This window comes from Actinobaculum suis (genome assembly GCF_900102025.1).
In the GTDB taxonomy this organism is placed as follows: domain Bacteria; phylum Actinomycetota; class Actinomycetes; order Actinomycetales; family Actinomycetaceae; genus Actinobaculum; species Actinobaculum suis.
On record NZ_FNAU01000003.1, the window covers coordinates 42,159 to 57,872 of the forward strand.

The following is a 15,714-nucleotide window of genomic DNA, read 5'->3' on the forward strand; positions in this document are numbered from 1 at the left end:
CAGCCCGGGCCGTAGATATATGTTTTTACTTTTTCGTACTACCGTGCGCTGCGCACACAGCGGGTTTTTACTGCCGGTGTTCGCGGTAGTAGGCAATCAGCGCGCGCGTGGATGAATCTTGGGCCGCAAGTGCCTCTTCATCTCCGGCAATAGCGGGTGCCAGGTCGATTGCCATTTGTTTGCCCAGTTCCACACCCCACTGGTCGAAGGAATCGATCCCCCATACCACGCCTTGAGTGAAGGTGATGTGTTCGTAGAGGGCAATGAGCTGGCCGAGCACTGCCGGCGTGAGTGCTGGCGCCATGATAGACGCCGTCGGCTTATTACCCGGGAACACGCGGGCGGGCACGATTTCTTCCGGTGTGCCTTCAGCCCGTACCTCATCGGCCGTCTTTCCGAATGCCAAAGCCTTCGTTTGGGCGAAGAAGTTACCGAGGAACAGCTCATGCTGGTCTGCTTCCCCATCCCGCAAAGCGTAGGTGGGGTTGGCAAAAGCAATAAAATCTGCGGGGATAAGCTGCGTGCCCTGGTGGATCAGCTGGTAGAAAGCATGCTGGCCATTAGTACCAGGTTCGCCCCAGAACACTTCGCCAGTTGCGGTAGTAACCGGGCTGCCATCCCAGCGCACCCGCTTGCCATTCGATTCCATGGTGAGCTGCTGCAAATAGGCCGGGAAACGGTGCAGGTACTGCGAGTACGGGAGCACGGCGTGGGTGGCCGCCCCGAAGAAGTTCACGTACCACACATTGAGCAAGCCCATCAGCAAGGGCACGTTCTTTTCCGGTGCTGCCTGCGCGAAATGCTCATCGATCGCATGGAAACCGGCCAGGAAATCGTCGAAATTATCCGGGCCAATCGCAATCACCAGGGAAAGGCCAACCGCGCTGTCTACCGAGTAGCGGCCGCCCACCCAGTCCCAGAACCCGAAGGCATTCTCCACCGAAATACCGAACTCGGATACCTTCTCCAAATTGGTGGACACCGCCACAAAGTGCTTAGCTACGGCGTCGGCACTTTGTACCCCGCGCGCCGCCAACTGCTGGAGCAACCAGGTACGTGCCTGGCGCGCATTCGTAAGGGTTTCCAGGGTGGTAAAGGTTTTGGAGGCAACGATAAACAACACGGTTTCTGGATCGACGCCGCGTAGCTTCTCCCCCACATCGGTGGGATCAATATTGGAAATAAACCGGCATTCTAAACCGTCCTTTACGTACGGTTTAAGTGCTTCATAGGCCATTACCGGCCCAAGGTCGGAACCACCGATCCCAATATTGATAACGGTGCGGATCGGTTTACCCGTCACGCCCTTCCATTCGCCCGAGCGGACCGCGCGCGCAAAATCGTACATGCGGCCTTTCACTTCATGCACATCGGCCACCACGTTTTGCCCATCTACTACGAGCTCATCGGTGGCCGGGCGGCGCAAAGCCGTATGCAAAACCGCGCGGTCTTCAGTGGTGTTGATATGCGCGCCAGCATACATAGCATCCCGGCGTTCGAGCACCTTGGTTTCCGCGGCCAGTTCTAGGAGGGCATCACGCACCGGCGCCGTCAAATAAGACTTCGAAAGATCTACGTTGAGGCTCCCCGCCTCATACGTGAACTCGCTGGCCCGTTGCGGATCAGCGGCAAACCAGCTCCGGAAATCCACCTGGAAATCCGCATACAATTTTTCGAGTTTCGCCCATGCGGCCGTACTCGTGGGATCAATTGGTTTCTGCATGAATCCTCCACGTTGAAGAGTATGTAACACAACCATCCTAACCAACGCCGCGCACTGTGGTATAGGCCGCTTTGTGCAGGCGCGCCAGCCAGACAGGTCGCATTTCTGCCCCCGAAAATACTGCCCCGCTAGCGGCTCATCGCCCCGCAAACGGCTGTTACCCTCCCCCGAAAAAGCAGACGCCCACTACCCGCCCCGAATTACACCTGCTACCCGCAAAGCTGCTACCCGCAAAGCTACTACCCGCAAAGCTACTACCCGCCCCAAAATGATCGCGCGGCAAACCGGCAGTATGCAGCAAACCCGCAGATAGCAGCCAAGTTTGAAGAATCGCGGGCTTAAATCCCGCCTAAATCTTCCCCCATTTGAAAGAATTATCGGAGAAACAAGTGAGGAGAAGCCCATGGCGAATCTTGAATCTATTAGGCAGGCGAGTGCTTCAAGCCAAAATGTGCCTTCTACGGAAGAGCTAGCTGGCCCTGGCCTGGTTCACTCAGACCGTCCGAAGCTCGCCGTTCTCACCTCTGGTGGCGATGCTCCCGGAATGAATGCTGTGTTGCGCGCGGTAGTACGTACTTCTTTGCAAAATAAATGGCAGCCCTGTGTAATCCACGAAGGTTGGAAGGGGGCGATTGCCGGTGGCGATTTCATCCAGCCCGTGGTGTGGGGAGATATGTCTTCCATCTTGGAAAAGGGCGGCACCGTGATTGGTTCGGCGCGTTCCTCCGAATTTCGGGAGCCGGAAGGCCAACGCGTTGCCGTCAAAAACTTTGTACAGGCAGGGATTGACCACCTGGTAGTGATCGGCGGGGATGGCTCACTCACCGGCGCCAACCTACTCCACGAACGCTGGCCAAAATATTTAGAAGAACTGGTAGCCAGCGGGGATATTACGAGCGAACAGGCCGCAAAATATCCGGAACTGCAAGTGGTGGGCGTGGTCGGCTCGATTGATAACGACCTCGTAGGTTCAGATATTACGGTAGGTACGGATACGGCCCTGCACCGTATTTTGGATGCGATTGATGCGATTACTTCTACCGCGGCTTCTCACCAACGCACTTTCATCGTGGAAGTAATGGGCCGGCGGTGCGGATATTTGGCTTTGCAAGCGGCCGTGGGTGGCGGTGCCGACTACGTGTTTATTCCCGAACATCCACCGGAAGACGGTTGGGAAGACGCCATGTGTAACCGTCTCACCCAAGGCCGGCAAGCCGGGCGGCGCGCGCAGATCATTATTGTGGCGGAAGGTTGCGAGGATCGGCACGGCGAAAAAATCACGGCCCAACGGATCCAACAAGCAATCAAAGACCGGTTGCACGAATCTCCGCGCATCACCGCCCTCGGGCACGTGCAACGCGGTGGCACTCCTTCCGCTTATGACCGGTGGATGTCTACTTTGCTTGGCTACACCGCCGCCGTGGAACTCATGGGGATGCAAGCCGGCGATGACTCCTGCATTATCGGCGTATGCAATAACCAACTGCAGCGTTTGCCGCTGGTTAAAGCGGTAGCTAACACGCAACAGGTAGCGCAGGATCTTGCCGCTGGTAATTACGACGCCGCAGTGGCCAGCCGCGGCAAGGGGTTCCAGCAGATGCTCAATATTTTCTCGGCGATCTCCCGGCCCTTCCCCGCCCCCAAACCGCGGCCCGATGGGCGTAGCCCGCGCCTGGCCATTATGCATGTGGGCGGGCTGGCCCCCGGAATGAATCCGGCGGCGCGCGCGGCGGTACGGCTCGGCATTGACCGCGGCTATACCATGTTGGGAGTAGAAGGCGGATTCCCCGGTTTGATTGCGGGAGACGTCCGCGAACTGCACTGGATGGACGTGGATTCTTGGGCTGGTTTAGGCGGGGCTGCTTTGGGCACGCGCCGCGCGATCCCCACGATCGACCAGTACTTCACGCTTGCCCAGTCGATTGAGAAAAACCAGATTGACGGGATTATTCTCATTGGCGGCCTGGCCGGTTACGAAGCAGCTTTGGCACTTACCCAGGAACGGCATCGCTACCCGGCTTTCAATATTCCGATCGTGTGTGTACCGGCCACGATTGACAACAATTTGCCGGGCGCAGATTTGTCCATCGGAGCGGATTCGGCACTGAACACTAATGTGCGCGCAATCGACAAAATTCGCGAATCGGCTTCGGCTACCAACCGGTGTTTCGTGGTGGAAGTAATGGGACGCCGCTCCGGGTATTTGGCTTTGATGAGCGGGATCGCTACCGGGGCCGAACAGGTATACCTTTTCGAACTGGGTATTACTCTCAAACAGCTCACTAATGATTGCCAGCGGATGATCCGTTCCTTTAGCGGCACCCGCACCCTCTACTTGGTAATCCGCAATGAGAACGCTTCCAAGTACTACACCACTGAGCTCCTGGCTAATATTTTCGAAGAAGAAGGCGGCAATCTTTTCGATGTGCGGGCCAATATTATTGGCCACCAGCAACAAGGCGGCGAACCCAGCCCATATGACCGGACGCTCGCGGTGAAACTCGTAGACGCCGCCCTAGACGAAATCGACCGGCAATTCGATTCGGGCCGTTTCGCTTCCCGTTATGTGGGGCAGGTGCGCGGCGAATTTGTAACCCATCCGATCCTCCACATGGACGAGCAGATGAATATGGAAACCCGCCTACCCTATGACCCGTGGTGGTTGGGCGTATTACCGGTGCTCTACACCGTAGGAGAACGTTTCTGGGCGGGCGAACAACTACCGCTAGATCTATACACCCGCAAATACCCAGACAAATACCTGGACTAGCGCCAACTAACACGAGCGCACAAGTTCGCGAACACCACCCAACGCTAACTATATGGAAGCGCCAGGTACCACAGGTACCAACTGCGCGGCCAATGAACTGCGTAGCTGACTACCAACTCGCGTTACCTCAGCGCAATAGAGCGCCCCGCACCGGCTAGGTTTAGTTCCTGCCTGGTGCGGGGCGCCCTAATTTATCTACAAGTGCGCCGGTTGCCGAGGCACCCGCTTCGCCGTACACCCGCTTCGCCGGACACCCGCTTCGCCGGACACCGGTTGTCGAGGGAGTCGGCTGCCGCGGCACGGGTTTGTGCCGCGCCCGCAGTTTGTTCTTATTGTGCTTTGACTTCTGCCAAGTAGGCGTCCGGATCGAAGGGTTCGTATTGGCCGATTGGGCTTTCTTGCTTTTCCCGCTCGTCGATCTTCTTGCCGGCAATCCGGTCCATAATCATGGCGATCGCGCCATCTCCGGTCACGTTCGTGGCGGTACCGAAGGAATCGAGCGCAATATAGGTGGCAATCATGAGCCCCACCTGGGCATCATTGAAGCCGAGCATGGAAGTAATAATGCCGATCGATGCCATAATCGCCCCGCCCGGCACGCCCGGTGCGGCAATCATAATAATGCCGAGCATGCAAATGAAAGCAATCCACTGCCCGGTAGTGATCGGCATCCCCTGCGTGAAAGCAATCGCCATGGCAAAAGCCGTGATCTTCGACGTCGAACCCGAAAGGTGAATCGTGGCGCACAATGGCACTACGAAGCTAGCGATCGGCTCGCGCACCCCGTTCTTCAACGTTTGCCGCAAGGTCACCGGAATCGTAGCCGCAGAGGAAGAAGTACCCAGCGCCGTCAGGTAAGCGTCCTTCATATTCCACAGTGCCCGGAAAGGATTCTTGCGGTCCACTACCCCGGCCACAATGAACTGGGCCAGCAGGATTACCACTTCCAACGCCAACACAATCACGACGACGATGAGCAGCACCCGCATCACATTAAAGGCCGCACCGCTCGCGGTGAGATTCAGGAAAATCCCGAAAATATGCAAGGGCAGCAAGGGAATGATGATCTTGGAAATCAGCGCATTGATGATTTCCTTAAATTCGAGGAAACCGCGGCGCAATACCCCGCGCGGTACCAAAGCCAGGCCGATCCCCATAATGAAGGACAAAATGAGCGCCGTCATCACCGAGAAAACGGGCGGCATTTGCAATACTTCGGTGGGCAAATAGCCCGGCGTGGTGCTAAACGTATCTTGCGCGGCTTCTGCCGAACCGGTGCTTGCACCCAATCCGGCGAAAGCATTCGGATCTAACACCTTGTCGTACAGCGCGTTGCAGACGAAGAGGGTGAGGAAACCAGAGAACAAGGTAGAGGCGTACGCAATAACGGCCGTGAGGAACAGCCAGTATCCGGCACCGCGCCCCAAATCCCCAATCGCCGGCACAATCAGGCCCACGATAATCAGGGGAATGCAGAAGTTCAGGAACAGGGCGAAAACGTCATTGAAGGTGTAGAAGACGCGGGAGAGCCCTTCCGGGAAAAACATTCCGCACACAATGCCAAGGATTATTGCCAAGATAACCCACGGCAAGATCCCCAATTTCTTGAGTGTTTCCATACCATCCTCCGCTAATAAATGATCGCGGGAAGGAGGCGGTTAACTGTGCTATGCCACTCCCCTTACCGCGAAAATGATGTATGAATCCTTACACGATCTTCGTTTAAAAGCGATTTGTGTTCACACCGTGACACGCGCACGGCGTGCCCTAGTTAAAAACACCAGCGACGTGCCCCGCCTGAAGCACCGGTAGCGTGCCCCGCTTAAAACACCGGCAGCATGCCCCGCTTATAACACCGGCGGGGTGCTCGCAAAACGAGCCAAGAAGGTCAGTACGAATGCGAAAGCCAGCAGGGTGGCAACGTCTAGCCACCGGGAACGTATGCGTGCCACCGCCCCTTCCGGAGCCAAAGCCCGGGCTACTGCACCTACTACCATCCCCGCAGCCAGGCCATACACCGCGTAGCGGGCCGACCACAGGAAGGCCGCGCCGATACAAGCCACAACCCACACCGCCACAACCACGTAGTAAGCAAAGCAAGGCATCCGGATATTCACGCCTGCCATCCTAGCGTGCCCCAGCCAGCGCCGGAAACGACTAGCCTGGAAGCATGCGTATCGGGATTATTGGCACGGGGATTGCGGGCTTGCGCACAGCCGCCGAATTGCGGGAAAACGGTTTTGCCGGAGAGATTTTGGCCTGGGACCTGGAGCGATGCCCGCCCTATGACCGCCCGCCACTGTCCAAAAACCTGTTCACGGATTTTACGCATCTGCTAGCCGCAGACGGCCTGGGAGATTTCGCGGCGCTCGGCGTCACCGTTATTTCCGATCCGGCGGATCGGGTGTGGCGCCACGATGAGTTGCTGGAACGTTTTGAAGACCGGTGGCATATTGAATCTGCTGCGCCGGAAGAAATCGTGGACGCCGTCGTTATTGCTTCGGGCACACAACCGCTAATGACCCTCCCTAACGCTCTACCTTTGTATACCGCGCGTGATGCGCACAGTTTGCGGGCGCGGATCACCCCGCAAAGCGTGGTACATATTGCCGGTTCGGGCTGGCTTGGTACCGAACTTGCGGCCACTATCGCGGCCTTTGGCGCGCACGTTGAGCTGTGGGGCCGCTCCGGGCATTTTTTGGGTGCGAACCTGGGCGCGCAGGTAGACGAATTGTGGCAAGGGTGGTGTGCGCGGGCGGGCGTGGTCTGGCATCCGGAGGCCTATCCGCAAAAACTGTGGCGCGGCAAGCCTGCCTTTGCGGAACCTGACGTGTTGGTGGAAGCTAGCGGTTCGCGTCCGGCGCTCGGTTTTGTGCGCGAGCCGGTTGCCTTTTCGCCGCGCGGTGCCCTGGTGGTAGATGTGCGCGGCCGGGTACTCGCCCCGAACGGCGATCCCATTCCCGGTCTTTTCGCCGCCGGGGACGCGTGCGATACGTATTTGCCGCGCCAGGTTGCCAGCGAAGTTTCCGATAATGTGCCAGGTGACACTCCAGACCTGGCTACCCGCAACACCGCGTATACCAGCACCGGCAACCCCGCATTCCCCGGTACCAGCAACCCCGCATTCCCCGGTACGAGCAACCCCGCACGCATCGGCACCGGCACCGCCGCAGGTACCTTCGCCGGCAACAACTCGACTCGTACCGTTACTGGTAACGCCGCACGCAATTTTATGGATACCCGCGAACTACTTCTCGGTGGGCATTGGCGGTCTGCGCTTGCTAGTGCGCAGCGCGTGGCCGCCACAATTTGCGGCTTGCCCGGCCCGGAGTGGCTTCCCGCCCCGGAAGCTTTTTCCACCCAGTTTGGCCACGAGATTGCGCTCCTGGGCAGCTGGGAGAAAATTAGCGCGGCCGCCTCTTCCCCAACGGTTACCGAAACCGCCACCGGGCAGGTCTTTACCTGGTACGACGCCGCCCACCCGAGCCGCCCGCAAGCCGTCCTTACGGTCGATTCACCCCGGGAAACTTCCCGCGCCCGCCGGCAGTTGCGTATCCCCGTTCCGCCGGCCGCCCGCCAGTAGTAGCGGCGCGTAGCCACCCGGCCAAAATATTTGCAGCCGGGCAGGCCGGGACAGCCCCGGGGCTCTGCATTCTTACCCCGGGCAACAAGGTCTGCACCGAGCGGGCAAGGGTATATCTCCTGCCCGCTTTCCCGGCTATGCGAGGTACCATCGCTGGCACCGGGCAGTCCGCTACGGTTAGCACCGGCCCGGCTGCGCGGCATGCCAACATGTCACCTAGGCAGTCCGCTACGGTTAGCGCCGGCCCGGCTGCGCGGGTTTCTTACCGGTGCAGGAGTTTGAAGAAAGCATCGATGGATTCGAAGCTCACCACGGTTTTAGTATCCAGGTTGACGATCAATAGCAGGCACCACGCCCCCAAACCGGCGATGGCGAGCACTACGATGGTGCGTTTCAGTACGCCCCAGTTTTTACCGCGCGCCAGTGCCCACCCTAGAAGCAGTACCACGCTCAGGCCGCAGAGTACTGGCCCGAGCGGTCCGGTAAAAAATGCGTCCTGTTTTATATCGGTTTTCTTCGCTACCGCGTTATCGGGCACTTCGCCTTGCCACCAGCGTAAGGCTTCGGGGAAATGGTCATGCCAAATCTTCCAATTATGGCCGCCGCGCGGGTCCAGGTAGGTTTCCACCGGCAAATTTGGTTTGTTTACCTGGCTCACTTCTTGCAGGAACACTTCCGAATCTGTATCCCCGGTGGTTCCCGTGAGGTAGAACCGTTGCGGCCAACTAGCTTTCTGCATCATATTGGTGATGGTGTAGGAGGAAACGGCCCGCGGGTCGTCTTGGAGCCGGCCCGTCATGGGCGGGTTGTAGCCTGACATCGAAATCACGCTGCCAAAAATTTGCGGGTGGGACAGGCCGAGTACCGGAGCACACCAACCGCCGTAGGAGGCACCCGCGATTGCCCAGTCGTTACGGTTTTGCGAGGTAGAGAAGTTTGCTTGTACCAGGCCGACGACGTCTTTCGTCACCCACGAACCCGCTTGGGGCCGGCCGGCAATATCCACACAGTCTGGGGATTCGCTATCCAGCTCCAGTTTCGGGATGGCAATAATGGTGTCTGAAGTTATGCCAGGCATTTGGCCGTCCAGGTCCAAAACTTTGGGTATGTCAGAGGTGAGTGAAGGATAGCCTTCCAGCAAGATCACTACCCGATAGGTTTTCGCCGGATCGTAGTCGCTGGGAACCCACACCCAAACGGGCATGGTAACGCCAGAATTCGGGCCGGTGAAATCGGTTTTGAGGGCGCCGTTTTCGGGGTCGCGCACAAACTGGGCTTTCCACTGCGGGCCATCAGGTGCTTCTAAGGGCCGGTCGTGGCCGGTGTAGGCCGGGATCGCGGCTTCTTCTACCTGCACCTCGCGTTCTTCTTTCACTCCTGCTAAAGCGGCAACGGACCGCCAGGTAGGGGCAAAATGCCGGGCGTGGTTGATCGCGAAGCAAACCGTAACAAAACCGGAAACGGGTACTAGTAGCACCACTACGGCGCTAATAATCCGCCCCCAGATGCCACGCGCATTTTTCAAGCGCCAGCCCGCAAGGACTACCAAGCCCACAAAGATCAGGGCACTGACCAGTAAGGTCCATTTCGAATCAGGAGCAAACACTCAGCTAGTCTAGATTTTTACTAAGCCGGTGCGGCGGCTCGTGCCTCCACCCCACGGCGGACGCGCCGTGAAACTGGCGGATTTTCGGGCAAGTTAACACGCTAAGACTGCTCTGGCGACACGCCGACCGCCGGTCCCGTCCCCGTATCTGCACTCGGCGCGGTACTAACAGTGCCGGCAGGGCTCGCAGCGTTAGCAGTACCGGCAGAGCCCGCGCTGCGAACACTACTAGCAGTACTAGCGGGGCTGACAGGGCTGGCGGAAATGGTAGAGCTGGTACTGGAGAAACTGGTAGAGCTGGCCGAGCTGACGGTGCTGGCCGAGCTGACGGCGCTGGCCGAGCTGGCGGCGCTGGTAGAGCTGGCAGTGCTCGCAGCTGAGCCGGCGTCAAGATCGGGCAAGGACGCTACCTTGCTTCGGGTGCGGCGCTGGGCTAGATAAACCTGCAGACGGCGGGCACCGAAACGCGAAAGTTCGATCAAGGCAGGCACGGCGAGGAATGGAAGACCTACTTCTAGCAGTATCATGCCGGCAACGCGCGGCGCGTTGGGGCCTACTTCGGCCATCCGGCCCGGGCCGATACCTCCCCGCGAAAGCGCGGCAAAGGCGGCGGTAATCAAAATTACTTCGGCCAGCGCCAACACAAGTTTTTCCCAGCGGCCCGATTGGCGTACCCGGTACCAGCCGTATACTCCGGCCAGGCACCCGATAGCCACCAGGATGGCGATAAGCCAGGGTTTTGTACCTGCCGGTTCGGGTAGCGCACCGAAAAGCGGGATCGCCGGAATGGGAGCGCCCACTCCACCGAGGGCCGAGAAATGTGTGCCCTCCCCCACCGCAAATCCGGCTCCGCTCGCATAGGCAAGCGCCCAGGCAAGCCCGGCAGGTAGGAAGAAGAGTTGGGCTACCACTAGCAAGAAACTTGAAGTGCCAGAAACCAGGTAGCTGGCGTGGATGGCGCTGATCCGATCCCACCCGGATATAAGGGCAACAATCAGCAGAATTACACTGAAAATGGCGAGGGCACCCACCAGTGGCCGCGCGATTTTCCAAGCGGCTACTAGGCGTGCCAGATAGGGAATTTCGGGTGGTTCTTCCCAGGCGAATTGCGCGGCGAAGGCGGCGAATAGCCCGCCACCCACAATCGCCCATAAAAGTGAAGAATGGGCAAGGGCCAGGCCGGAAGCGATAGCCCCTAAAACCGCGCCGGTGCTCGCGGCAATGAGTACATCCCACCAGTCGGTTATGCGCGCGGAACGTAAAAAACTGCGTAGCGTCAGGAAAATAATGAGGGTGAGCAGTAGTGGCGGTAAGGAAATATGGGCTCCGGCTACCACGATGGGAGTGCCGAAGGAGAGTAACCATACCGAACTGCCAAAGTTGCTGGCGTCTTGCCACTGCACGTCGCCGAGCAGTGGGGAGCTGGCGGTGAGCACATAGGCAAGCACGCACACCAGCACCACGCCGAGCCACGTCAGCATGTAAGCCTGAACTACGGCCAGGCCGACGGCGACCCGGCGAGGATACGTAAACATCAAGCTTATTGTTCCTCGCCGGGCCAGGCTCCGGCTAGCACGCGGCTGGTGTGTTGCACACGCCGCGCGCTAGCCGAAACTTCGCGAGGCTCACTGGGTTTACTGCAGGGCCGGTTTACTGCAGGGCCGCGCCCCTTATTGCGGCGCCGTGACTCTTGTTGCAGACCCGCCTCGCTTATTGCACCGCTTATTGCACCGCTTATTGCACCGCTTACTGCACCGCTTACTGCACCGCTTACTGCAGGGCTGCCACCATTTTGGTGACGTATTCGCCCACGGCTTGCGGTGCTTTTTCGGGCCCGCTTTCGTGAATCAGCCGGACGATGGCCGAGCCAACGATAACGCCGTCGCTTCGGGCAGACATTTGGCTGGCCTGCTCCGGCGTGGAAACCCCGAATCCTACGGCACTCGGCACCTGCGTGGTATCGCGAATCACCCGCACGATCGAACCGATATCCGTGGTAATTTCCGAACGCACGCCCGTCACCCCGAGCGAAGAGACCACGTAAATGAATCCGGTGGCACTCGCCGCGATTTGCGCGATTCGTTCCTTGGAGGTCGGGGCAATTAGCGGGATGAGGGAAATGCCGTGCGCGGCGAAGGTGGGCGCGAACTCAGTGCTTTCCTCATGGGGCACATCGGCCAAAATAGCGCCGTCTACCCCGGCCGCGGCGGCCGCCTGGCTCCATTTTTCAATCCCGTAGGAAAACACGGAATTGGCGTAGCCCATGGTGATGAACGGGGTGTCCGGGAATTCTTCGCGCAATTGTGCAATCATCGCGAAGATTTTGTCCGTGGTGGCCCCACCCGCAATTGCCCGGGCGGAAGCAGCTTGAATTACTGGCCCTTCGGCCATGGGATCCGAAAACGGCATCCCGAATTCTACGGGCCCGGCCCCGGCCTGGATCGCTGCTCGCACGCAGTTCGCCGTCGTCTCTAAATCTGGATCCCCGCAAGTAAAGAAGGGGATAAATACTTTGCCGGCGGCAAAGGAACGGTGGATGCGAGCAACGGAAGCGCTCAACGCATCTGGAAGTGAGTTAGTCATGAATATCTTCTCCCCGGTAGCGGGCGATCGCCGCCACATCTTTATCGCCGCGGCCCGAAAGGGTGACAACGACGATCTTGTCCTTGTCCATCTTTGGCGCCACCTCCATCGCATATGCCAGGGCGTGGGCGGATTCAATCGCCGGAATAATGCCCTCGGTGCGTGAAAGGTATTCGAAAGCCTCTACGGCTTCTTCATCGGTGATCGGCACGTAACGGGCCTTGCCCGTATCATGCCAGTAGGCGTGTTCGGGGCCGATGCCCGGATAATCCAGCCCGGCAGAAATCGAATATACGGGCGCGATTTGGCCGTATTCGTCTTGGCAGAAGTAGCTCTTCATGCCGTGGAAAATACCTTCCCGGCCGGTGGCAATGGTGGCTGCGGTATCGGTGGAATCCACGCCGCGCCCGGCCGCTTCGGTAGCTACGAGTTCTACACCCGGTTCGTCAATAAAGTGGTAGAAGGAACCGGCCGCATTCGATCCCCCACCCACGCAGGCCACCACCATATCGGGGAGCCGGCCTTCCGCGTCGAGAATCTGTTCGCGCATTTCCTTGGAAATAACCGCCTGGAAATCGCGCACGATCGTGGGGAACGGATGCGGCCCCATCACCGAACCAATGCAGTAATGAGTATCGTCAATACGTGAAGTCCACTCCCGGAAGGCTTCCGAAGTGGCATCTTTGAGCGTGCCCGTGCCGGAAGCGACCGGTATTACTTCCGCGCCCAGCAACCGCATCCGGTAAACGTTGAGCGCCTGGCGTTCCGTATCTTCCTTCCCCATAAAGACCACGCATTCCATACCGAAAAGCGCGGCCGCGGTAGCGGTAGCCACCCCGTGTTGGCCGGCTCCGGTTTCGGCGATTACGCGGGTCTTTCCCATTTTCTTGGCGAGCAATACTTGGCCGAGCACATTGTTGATTTTGTGGGCACCGGTATGGTTGAGATCTTCGCGTTTCAGATAGATCTTGGCGCCGCCCAAATCTTGCGTCATCCGCTGCGCGAAATAGAGCCGGGAGGGCCGGCCCGCGTAGGAATTAAACAGTTCCTGCAATTCGTTGTTGAACTGCGGGTCATTGCGATATTTCTGGTATGCCGCATCAAGCTCGATAACGGCATTCATGAGCGTTTCCGGAATGTATTGGCCACCGTGGATGCCAAAACGTCCGGCCTGCTGGGTAGGCATATCCGCTCCTTTCCTTTCAAATTATTAGGTAGTGAGTAGTTAGTGGAGTGAGTGGCGGTACTAGTGGCCGCGCAGTTCTGCCAGCGCGGCGGTTTTATTATCTGCCCGCATCAGGGTTTCCCCAATGAGGATCGCATCCGCCTGGGCCGCTCGTACCGCTTCCACATCCGCCGGAGTCTTCACCCCGGATTCGGCCACGAAAATCGTGCCTTCCGGAACGTAGGCGCGTAGCCTTTGGGCATTCGAAAAATCTACTTCAAACGAGGTGAGATCCCGGTTATTGACGCCGATGATCTTCGCCCCGGAAGCGGCCGCCCGCTGTACCGCGGCGTCGTCATAAGCTTCCACCAAGGCACTCATCCCCAAGGATTCGGCAAGCTCACGGTATTCGCGAGCCTGTTCCGTGCTGAGCAGTTCACAAATTAGCAAAACCGCCGCCGCCCCAAGCAATTTCGCTTCATAAATCATGTATTCGTCGATTATGAAGTCTTTCCGCAAGGTGGGAATCGAAACTTCCCGGGAAATTTCCGCTAAATATTCCGGTGCCCCAAGGAACCAGCGCGGTTCGGTGAGCACGGAAATTGCTTCTGCCCCGGCCGCTTCGTATTCCTGTGCGATTTGCAGGTACGGGAAATCTTCCGCGATCACGCCTTTCGAAGGGCTCGCTTTTTTCACTTCGCAAATAAAGGCCACATCCGGCCCGCGCAAAGCCTTTTCAAAAGCGAAATCTCCCAGTTTGTGTGCGGGTGCGGCTTCTGCCTGCGCGCGTAGTTGCGTAAGCGGGGTACGACGCCGCCGCTCGGCCACTAATTCTCGCGTATTTTCCGCAATTTGCGCCAGAATATTCATTACTTCCTTACGTTGGACTCGGTTACAAATTTTTCGATTTGTTCGTATGCAGCGCCACTATCAACAAGTTCGCGCGCCAGTTCTAGGCCGTTGGCCAAGGAGCTCGCCGCGCCGGCCACGTACAGCCCGGCCGCGGAATTGAGCAGCACGGTGTTGCGTTTTGCGCCCTGAATTTTTCCGCTCAAAATATCGCGCGTGATTTGTGCGTTTTCATCCGGGGTGCCACCGGCAAGGTCGCTCTTATTGGCCCGGGGTAGGCCAAATACTTCCGGATAGATCTCGTAGGAGCGGTATTCGCCATTTTTGACCTCGCATACTTCCGTGGGCGCGGAAACCGAGATCTCGTCGAGTTTATCTTTCCCGTACACCACCATGCCGTGCTTCACGCCCAGGTCGTTAATAACGCGCGCGAGCGGTTCTACCAGGTATCCGTCGTAGACGCCGAGCACCATATATTCCGGGCGCAACGGATTGGTCAGCGGGCCGAGAATATTGAAAACCGTGCGGAATCCAAGTTCTTTACGGATTGAACCGACGATACCCATCGATTTGTGATACCGCTGCGCAAACATGAAACACATATTTATATCGCGCAAAAGCCGCGTGCAGGTTTCTGGGTCTTGGTCAATATTTACGCCCAAGCTTTCCAAGCAGTCCGCAGTACCTGATTTGGAGGAGGCCGCACGGTTACCGTGCTTCGAAACTTTTACTCCCCCGGCCGCAATAACAAACATCGAAGTCGTGGAGATATTGAAGGAGGAAGCGTTATCTCCGCCGGTCCCCACAATTTCCAAAGTGTCAAAGGGAACCTCGAAGGTTTCAGCCATTTCACGCATGGCGGCAGCAGAGCCAGAGATTTCTTCCGTGGTTTCTGCGCGCGCATTCTTAGTGGAAAGCGCGGCCAAATAAGCAGCGTTTTGAGTGGGTGTAGATTCCCCGCTCATAATTTCCTTCATGACGGTATAGGCTTCGTCGTAGGTCAAATCGCCTTTACCAACGACCTTCTGGATTGCTTCTTTAATCATTGTTCTTCTTTCTTTCGCCGGTGCTACTTGTGGTTTAGAAAAAACTCCGCTTTTTACTCACAGGGGCGGGAAACCGAGTGCCTTAGAACTGGGTTTCTACTGTTTGCGTGGTTGTTGGTTTTACGCTGTTGTTGCGGTTCTGTTGCTGGCTTCCCGCGATATGTTTAGCGACCCAAAAGACGTTGCCGGCCGCATATATACCACGAGCAACACAGATACCACGAGCAACATAACTACCGCGAGCAACACACATACTGCGGGCCGGAAAACGCTGCCGACTGGTAAATATTGCCTGCCGGAAAATCCCGCCCACTAGAAAACACTGCCGCTAAAACGCCGCTTATACACAGCTACCTGCGTACCTGCGTACCTGCGCGACGTAAACACGG

General features: G+C 57.9%; 11 protein-coding genes. 2 read left to right on the top strand and 9 right to left on the bottom strand.

Annotation, left to right across the window (positions count from 1 at the left end; translation table 11 throughout):
* Positions 1–67: 67 nt before the first annotated feature.
* On the bottom strand, positions 68–1,723 hold the full coding sequence (gene pgi, locus BLT47_RS02395; RefSeq protein WP_074661250.1) for a glucose-6-phosphate isomerase: 1,656 nt from the start codon (positions 1,721–1,723) through the stop codon (positions 68–70).
* Positions 1,724–2,126: 403 nt separating this feature from the next.
* Between pgi and BLT47_RS02400 the strand changes: the two genes are divergently transcribed.
* Positions 2,127–4,493, top strand: a complete 2,367-nt coding sequence (locus BLT47_RS02400; protein WP_074661254.1) for a 6-phosphofructokinase — start codon at positions 2,127–2,129, stop codon at positions 4,491–4,493.
* A 329-nt stretch (positions 4,494–4,822) separates the two neighbouring features.
* Here the strand turns inward: BLT47_RS02400 and BLT47_RS02405 are convergent, their stop codons facing one another.
* Entirely contained in the window at positions 4,823–6,112 is a 1,290-nt protein-coding gene (locus tag BLT47_RS02405; protein WP_049618862.1) for a dicarboxylate/amino acid:cation symporter, read from the bottom strand.
* Between the two features lie 228 nt (positions 6,113–6,340).
* Positions 6,341–6,610, bottom strand: a complete 270-nt coding sequence (locus BLT47_RS02410; RefSeq protein ID WP_049618863.1) for a DUF3017 domain-containing protein — start codon at positions 6,608–6,610, stop codon at positions 6,341–6,343.
* A gap of 53 nt (positions 6,611–6,663) precedes the next feature.
* Between BLT47_RS02410 and BLT47_RS02415 the strand changes: the two genes are divergently transcribed.
* On the top strand, positions 6,664–8,076 hold the full coding sequence (locus tag BLT47_RS02415; protein WP_074661257.1) for an FAD-dependent oxidoreductase: 1,413 nt from the start codon (positions 6,664–6,666) through the stop codon (positions 8,074–8,076).
* Between the two features lie 262 nt (positions 8,077–8,338).
* Here BLT47_RS02415 and BLT47_RS02420 read toward each other — a convergent pair whose 3' ends face one another.
* The 6 genes from BLT47_RS02420 to trpD form a co-directional block, all read right to left on the bottom strand.
* Positions 8,339–9,682, bottom strand: coding sequence for an alpha/beta hydrolase (locus BLT47_RS02420; RefSeq protein ID WP_143021748.1), 1,344 nt, complete (start codon positions 9,680–9,682; stop codon positions 8,339–8,341).
* Positions 9,683–9,783: 101 nt separating this feature from the next.
* Entirely contained in the window at positions 9,784–11,217 is a 1,434-nt protein-coding gene (locus BLT47_RS02425; protein ID WP_074661264.1) for a cell division protein PerM, read from the bottom strand.
* A gap of 235 nt (positions 11,218–11,452) precedes the next feature.
* The gene (gene trpA, locus BLT47_RS02430; RefSeq protein ID WP_049618867.1) at positions 11,453–12,265 is read right to left on the bottom strand and encodes a tryptophan synthase subunit alpha; all 813 of its coding nucleotides are present in this window, start codon (positions 12,263–12,265) and stop codon (positions 11,453–11,455) included.
* Positions 12,258–13,451, bottom strand: coding sequence for a tryptophan synthase subunit beta (trpB, locus tag BLT47_RS02435; protein ID WP_074661268.1), 1,194 nt, complete (start codon positions 13,449–13,451; stop codon positions 12,258–12,260). The genes trpA and trpB overlap by 8 nt, the downstream gene beginning before the upstream one ends.
* 60 nt (positions 13,452–13,511) lie before the next feature.
* Entirely contained in the window at positions 13,512–14,300 is a 789-nt protein-coding gene (trpC, locus tag BLT47_RS02440; RefSeq protein ID WP_049618869.1) for an indole-3-glycerol phosphate synthase TrpC, read from the bottom strand.
* Complete coding sequence (gene trpD / locus BLT47_RS02445; RefSeq protein ID WP_049618870.1) at positions 14,300–15,325, bottom strand: anthranilate phosphoribosyltransferase; 1,026 nt, start codon at positions 15,323–15,325, stop codon at positions 14,300–14,302. The genes trpC and trpD overlap by 1 nt, the downstream gene beginning before the upstream one ends.
* Positions 15,326–15,714 lie beyond the last annotated feature (389 nt).

Coding starts and splice junctions, on each gene's coding strand:
- pgi (WP_074661250.1), bottom strand. CDS start 1,723: ATGCAGAAACCAATTGATCCCACGAGTACGGCCGCATGGGCGAAACTC.
- BLT47_RS02400 (WP_074661254.1), top strand. CDS start 2,127: ATGGCGAATCTTGAATCTATTAGGCAGGCGAGTGCTTCAAGCCAAAAT.
- BLT47_RS02405 (WP_049618862.1), bottom strand. CDS start 6,112: ATGGAAACACTCAAGAAATTGGGGATCTTGCCGTGGGTTATCTTGGCA.
- BLT47_RS02415 (WP_074661257.1), top strand. CDS start 6,664: ATGCGTATCGGGATTATTGGCACGGGGATTGCGGGCTTGCGCACAGCC.
- BLT47_RS02425 (WP_074661264.1), bottom strand. CDS start 11,217: ATGTTTACGTATCCTCGCCGGGTCGCCGTCGGCCTGGCCGTAGTTCAG.
- trpA (WP_049618867.1), bottom strand. CDS start 12,265: ATGACTAACTCACTTCCAGATGCGTTGAGCGCTTCCGTTGCTCGCATC.
- trpB (WP_074661268.1), bottom strand. CDS start 13,451: ATGCCTACCCAGCAGGCCGGACGTTTTGGCATCCACGGTGGCCAATAC.
- trpC (WP_049618869.1), bottom strand. CDS start 14,300: ATGAATATTCTGGCGCAAATTGCGGAAAATACGCGAGAATTAGTGGCC.
- trpD (WP_049618870.1), bottom strand. CDS start 15,325: ATGATTAAAGAAGCAATCCAGAAGGTCGTTGGTAAAGGCGATTTGACC.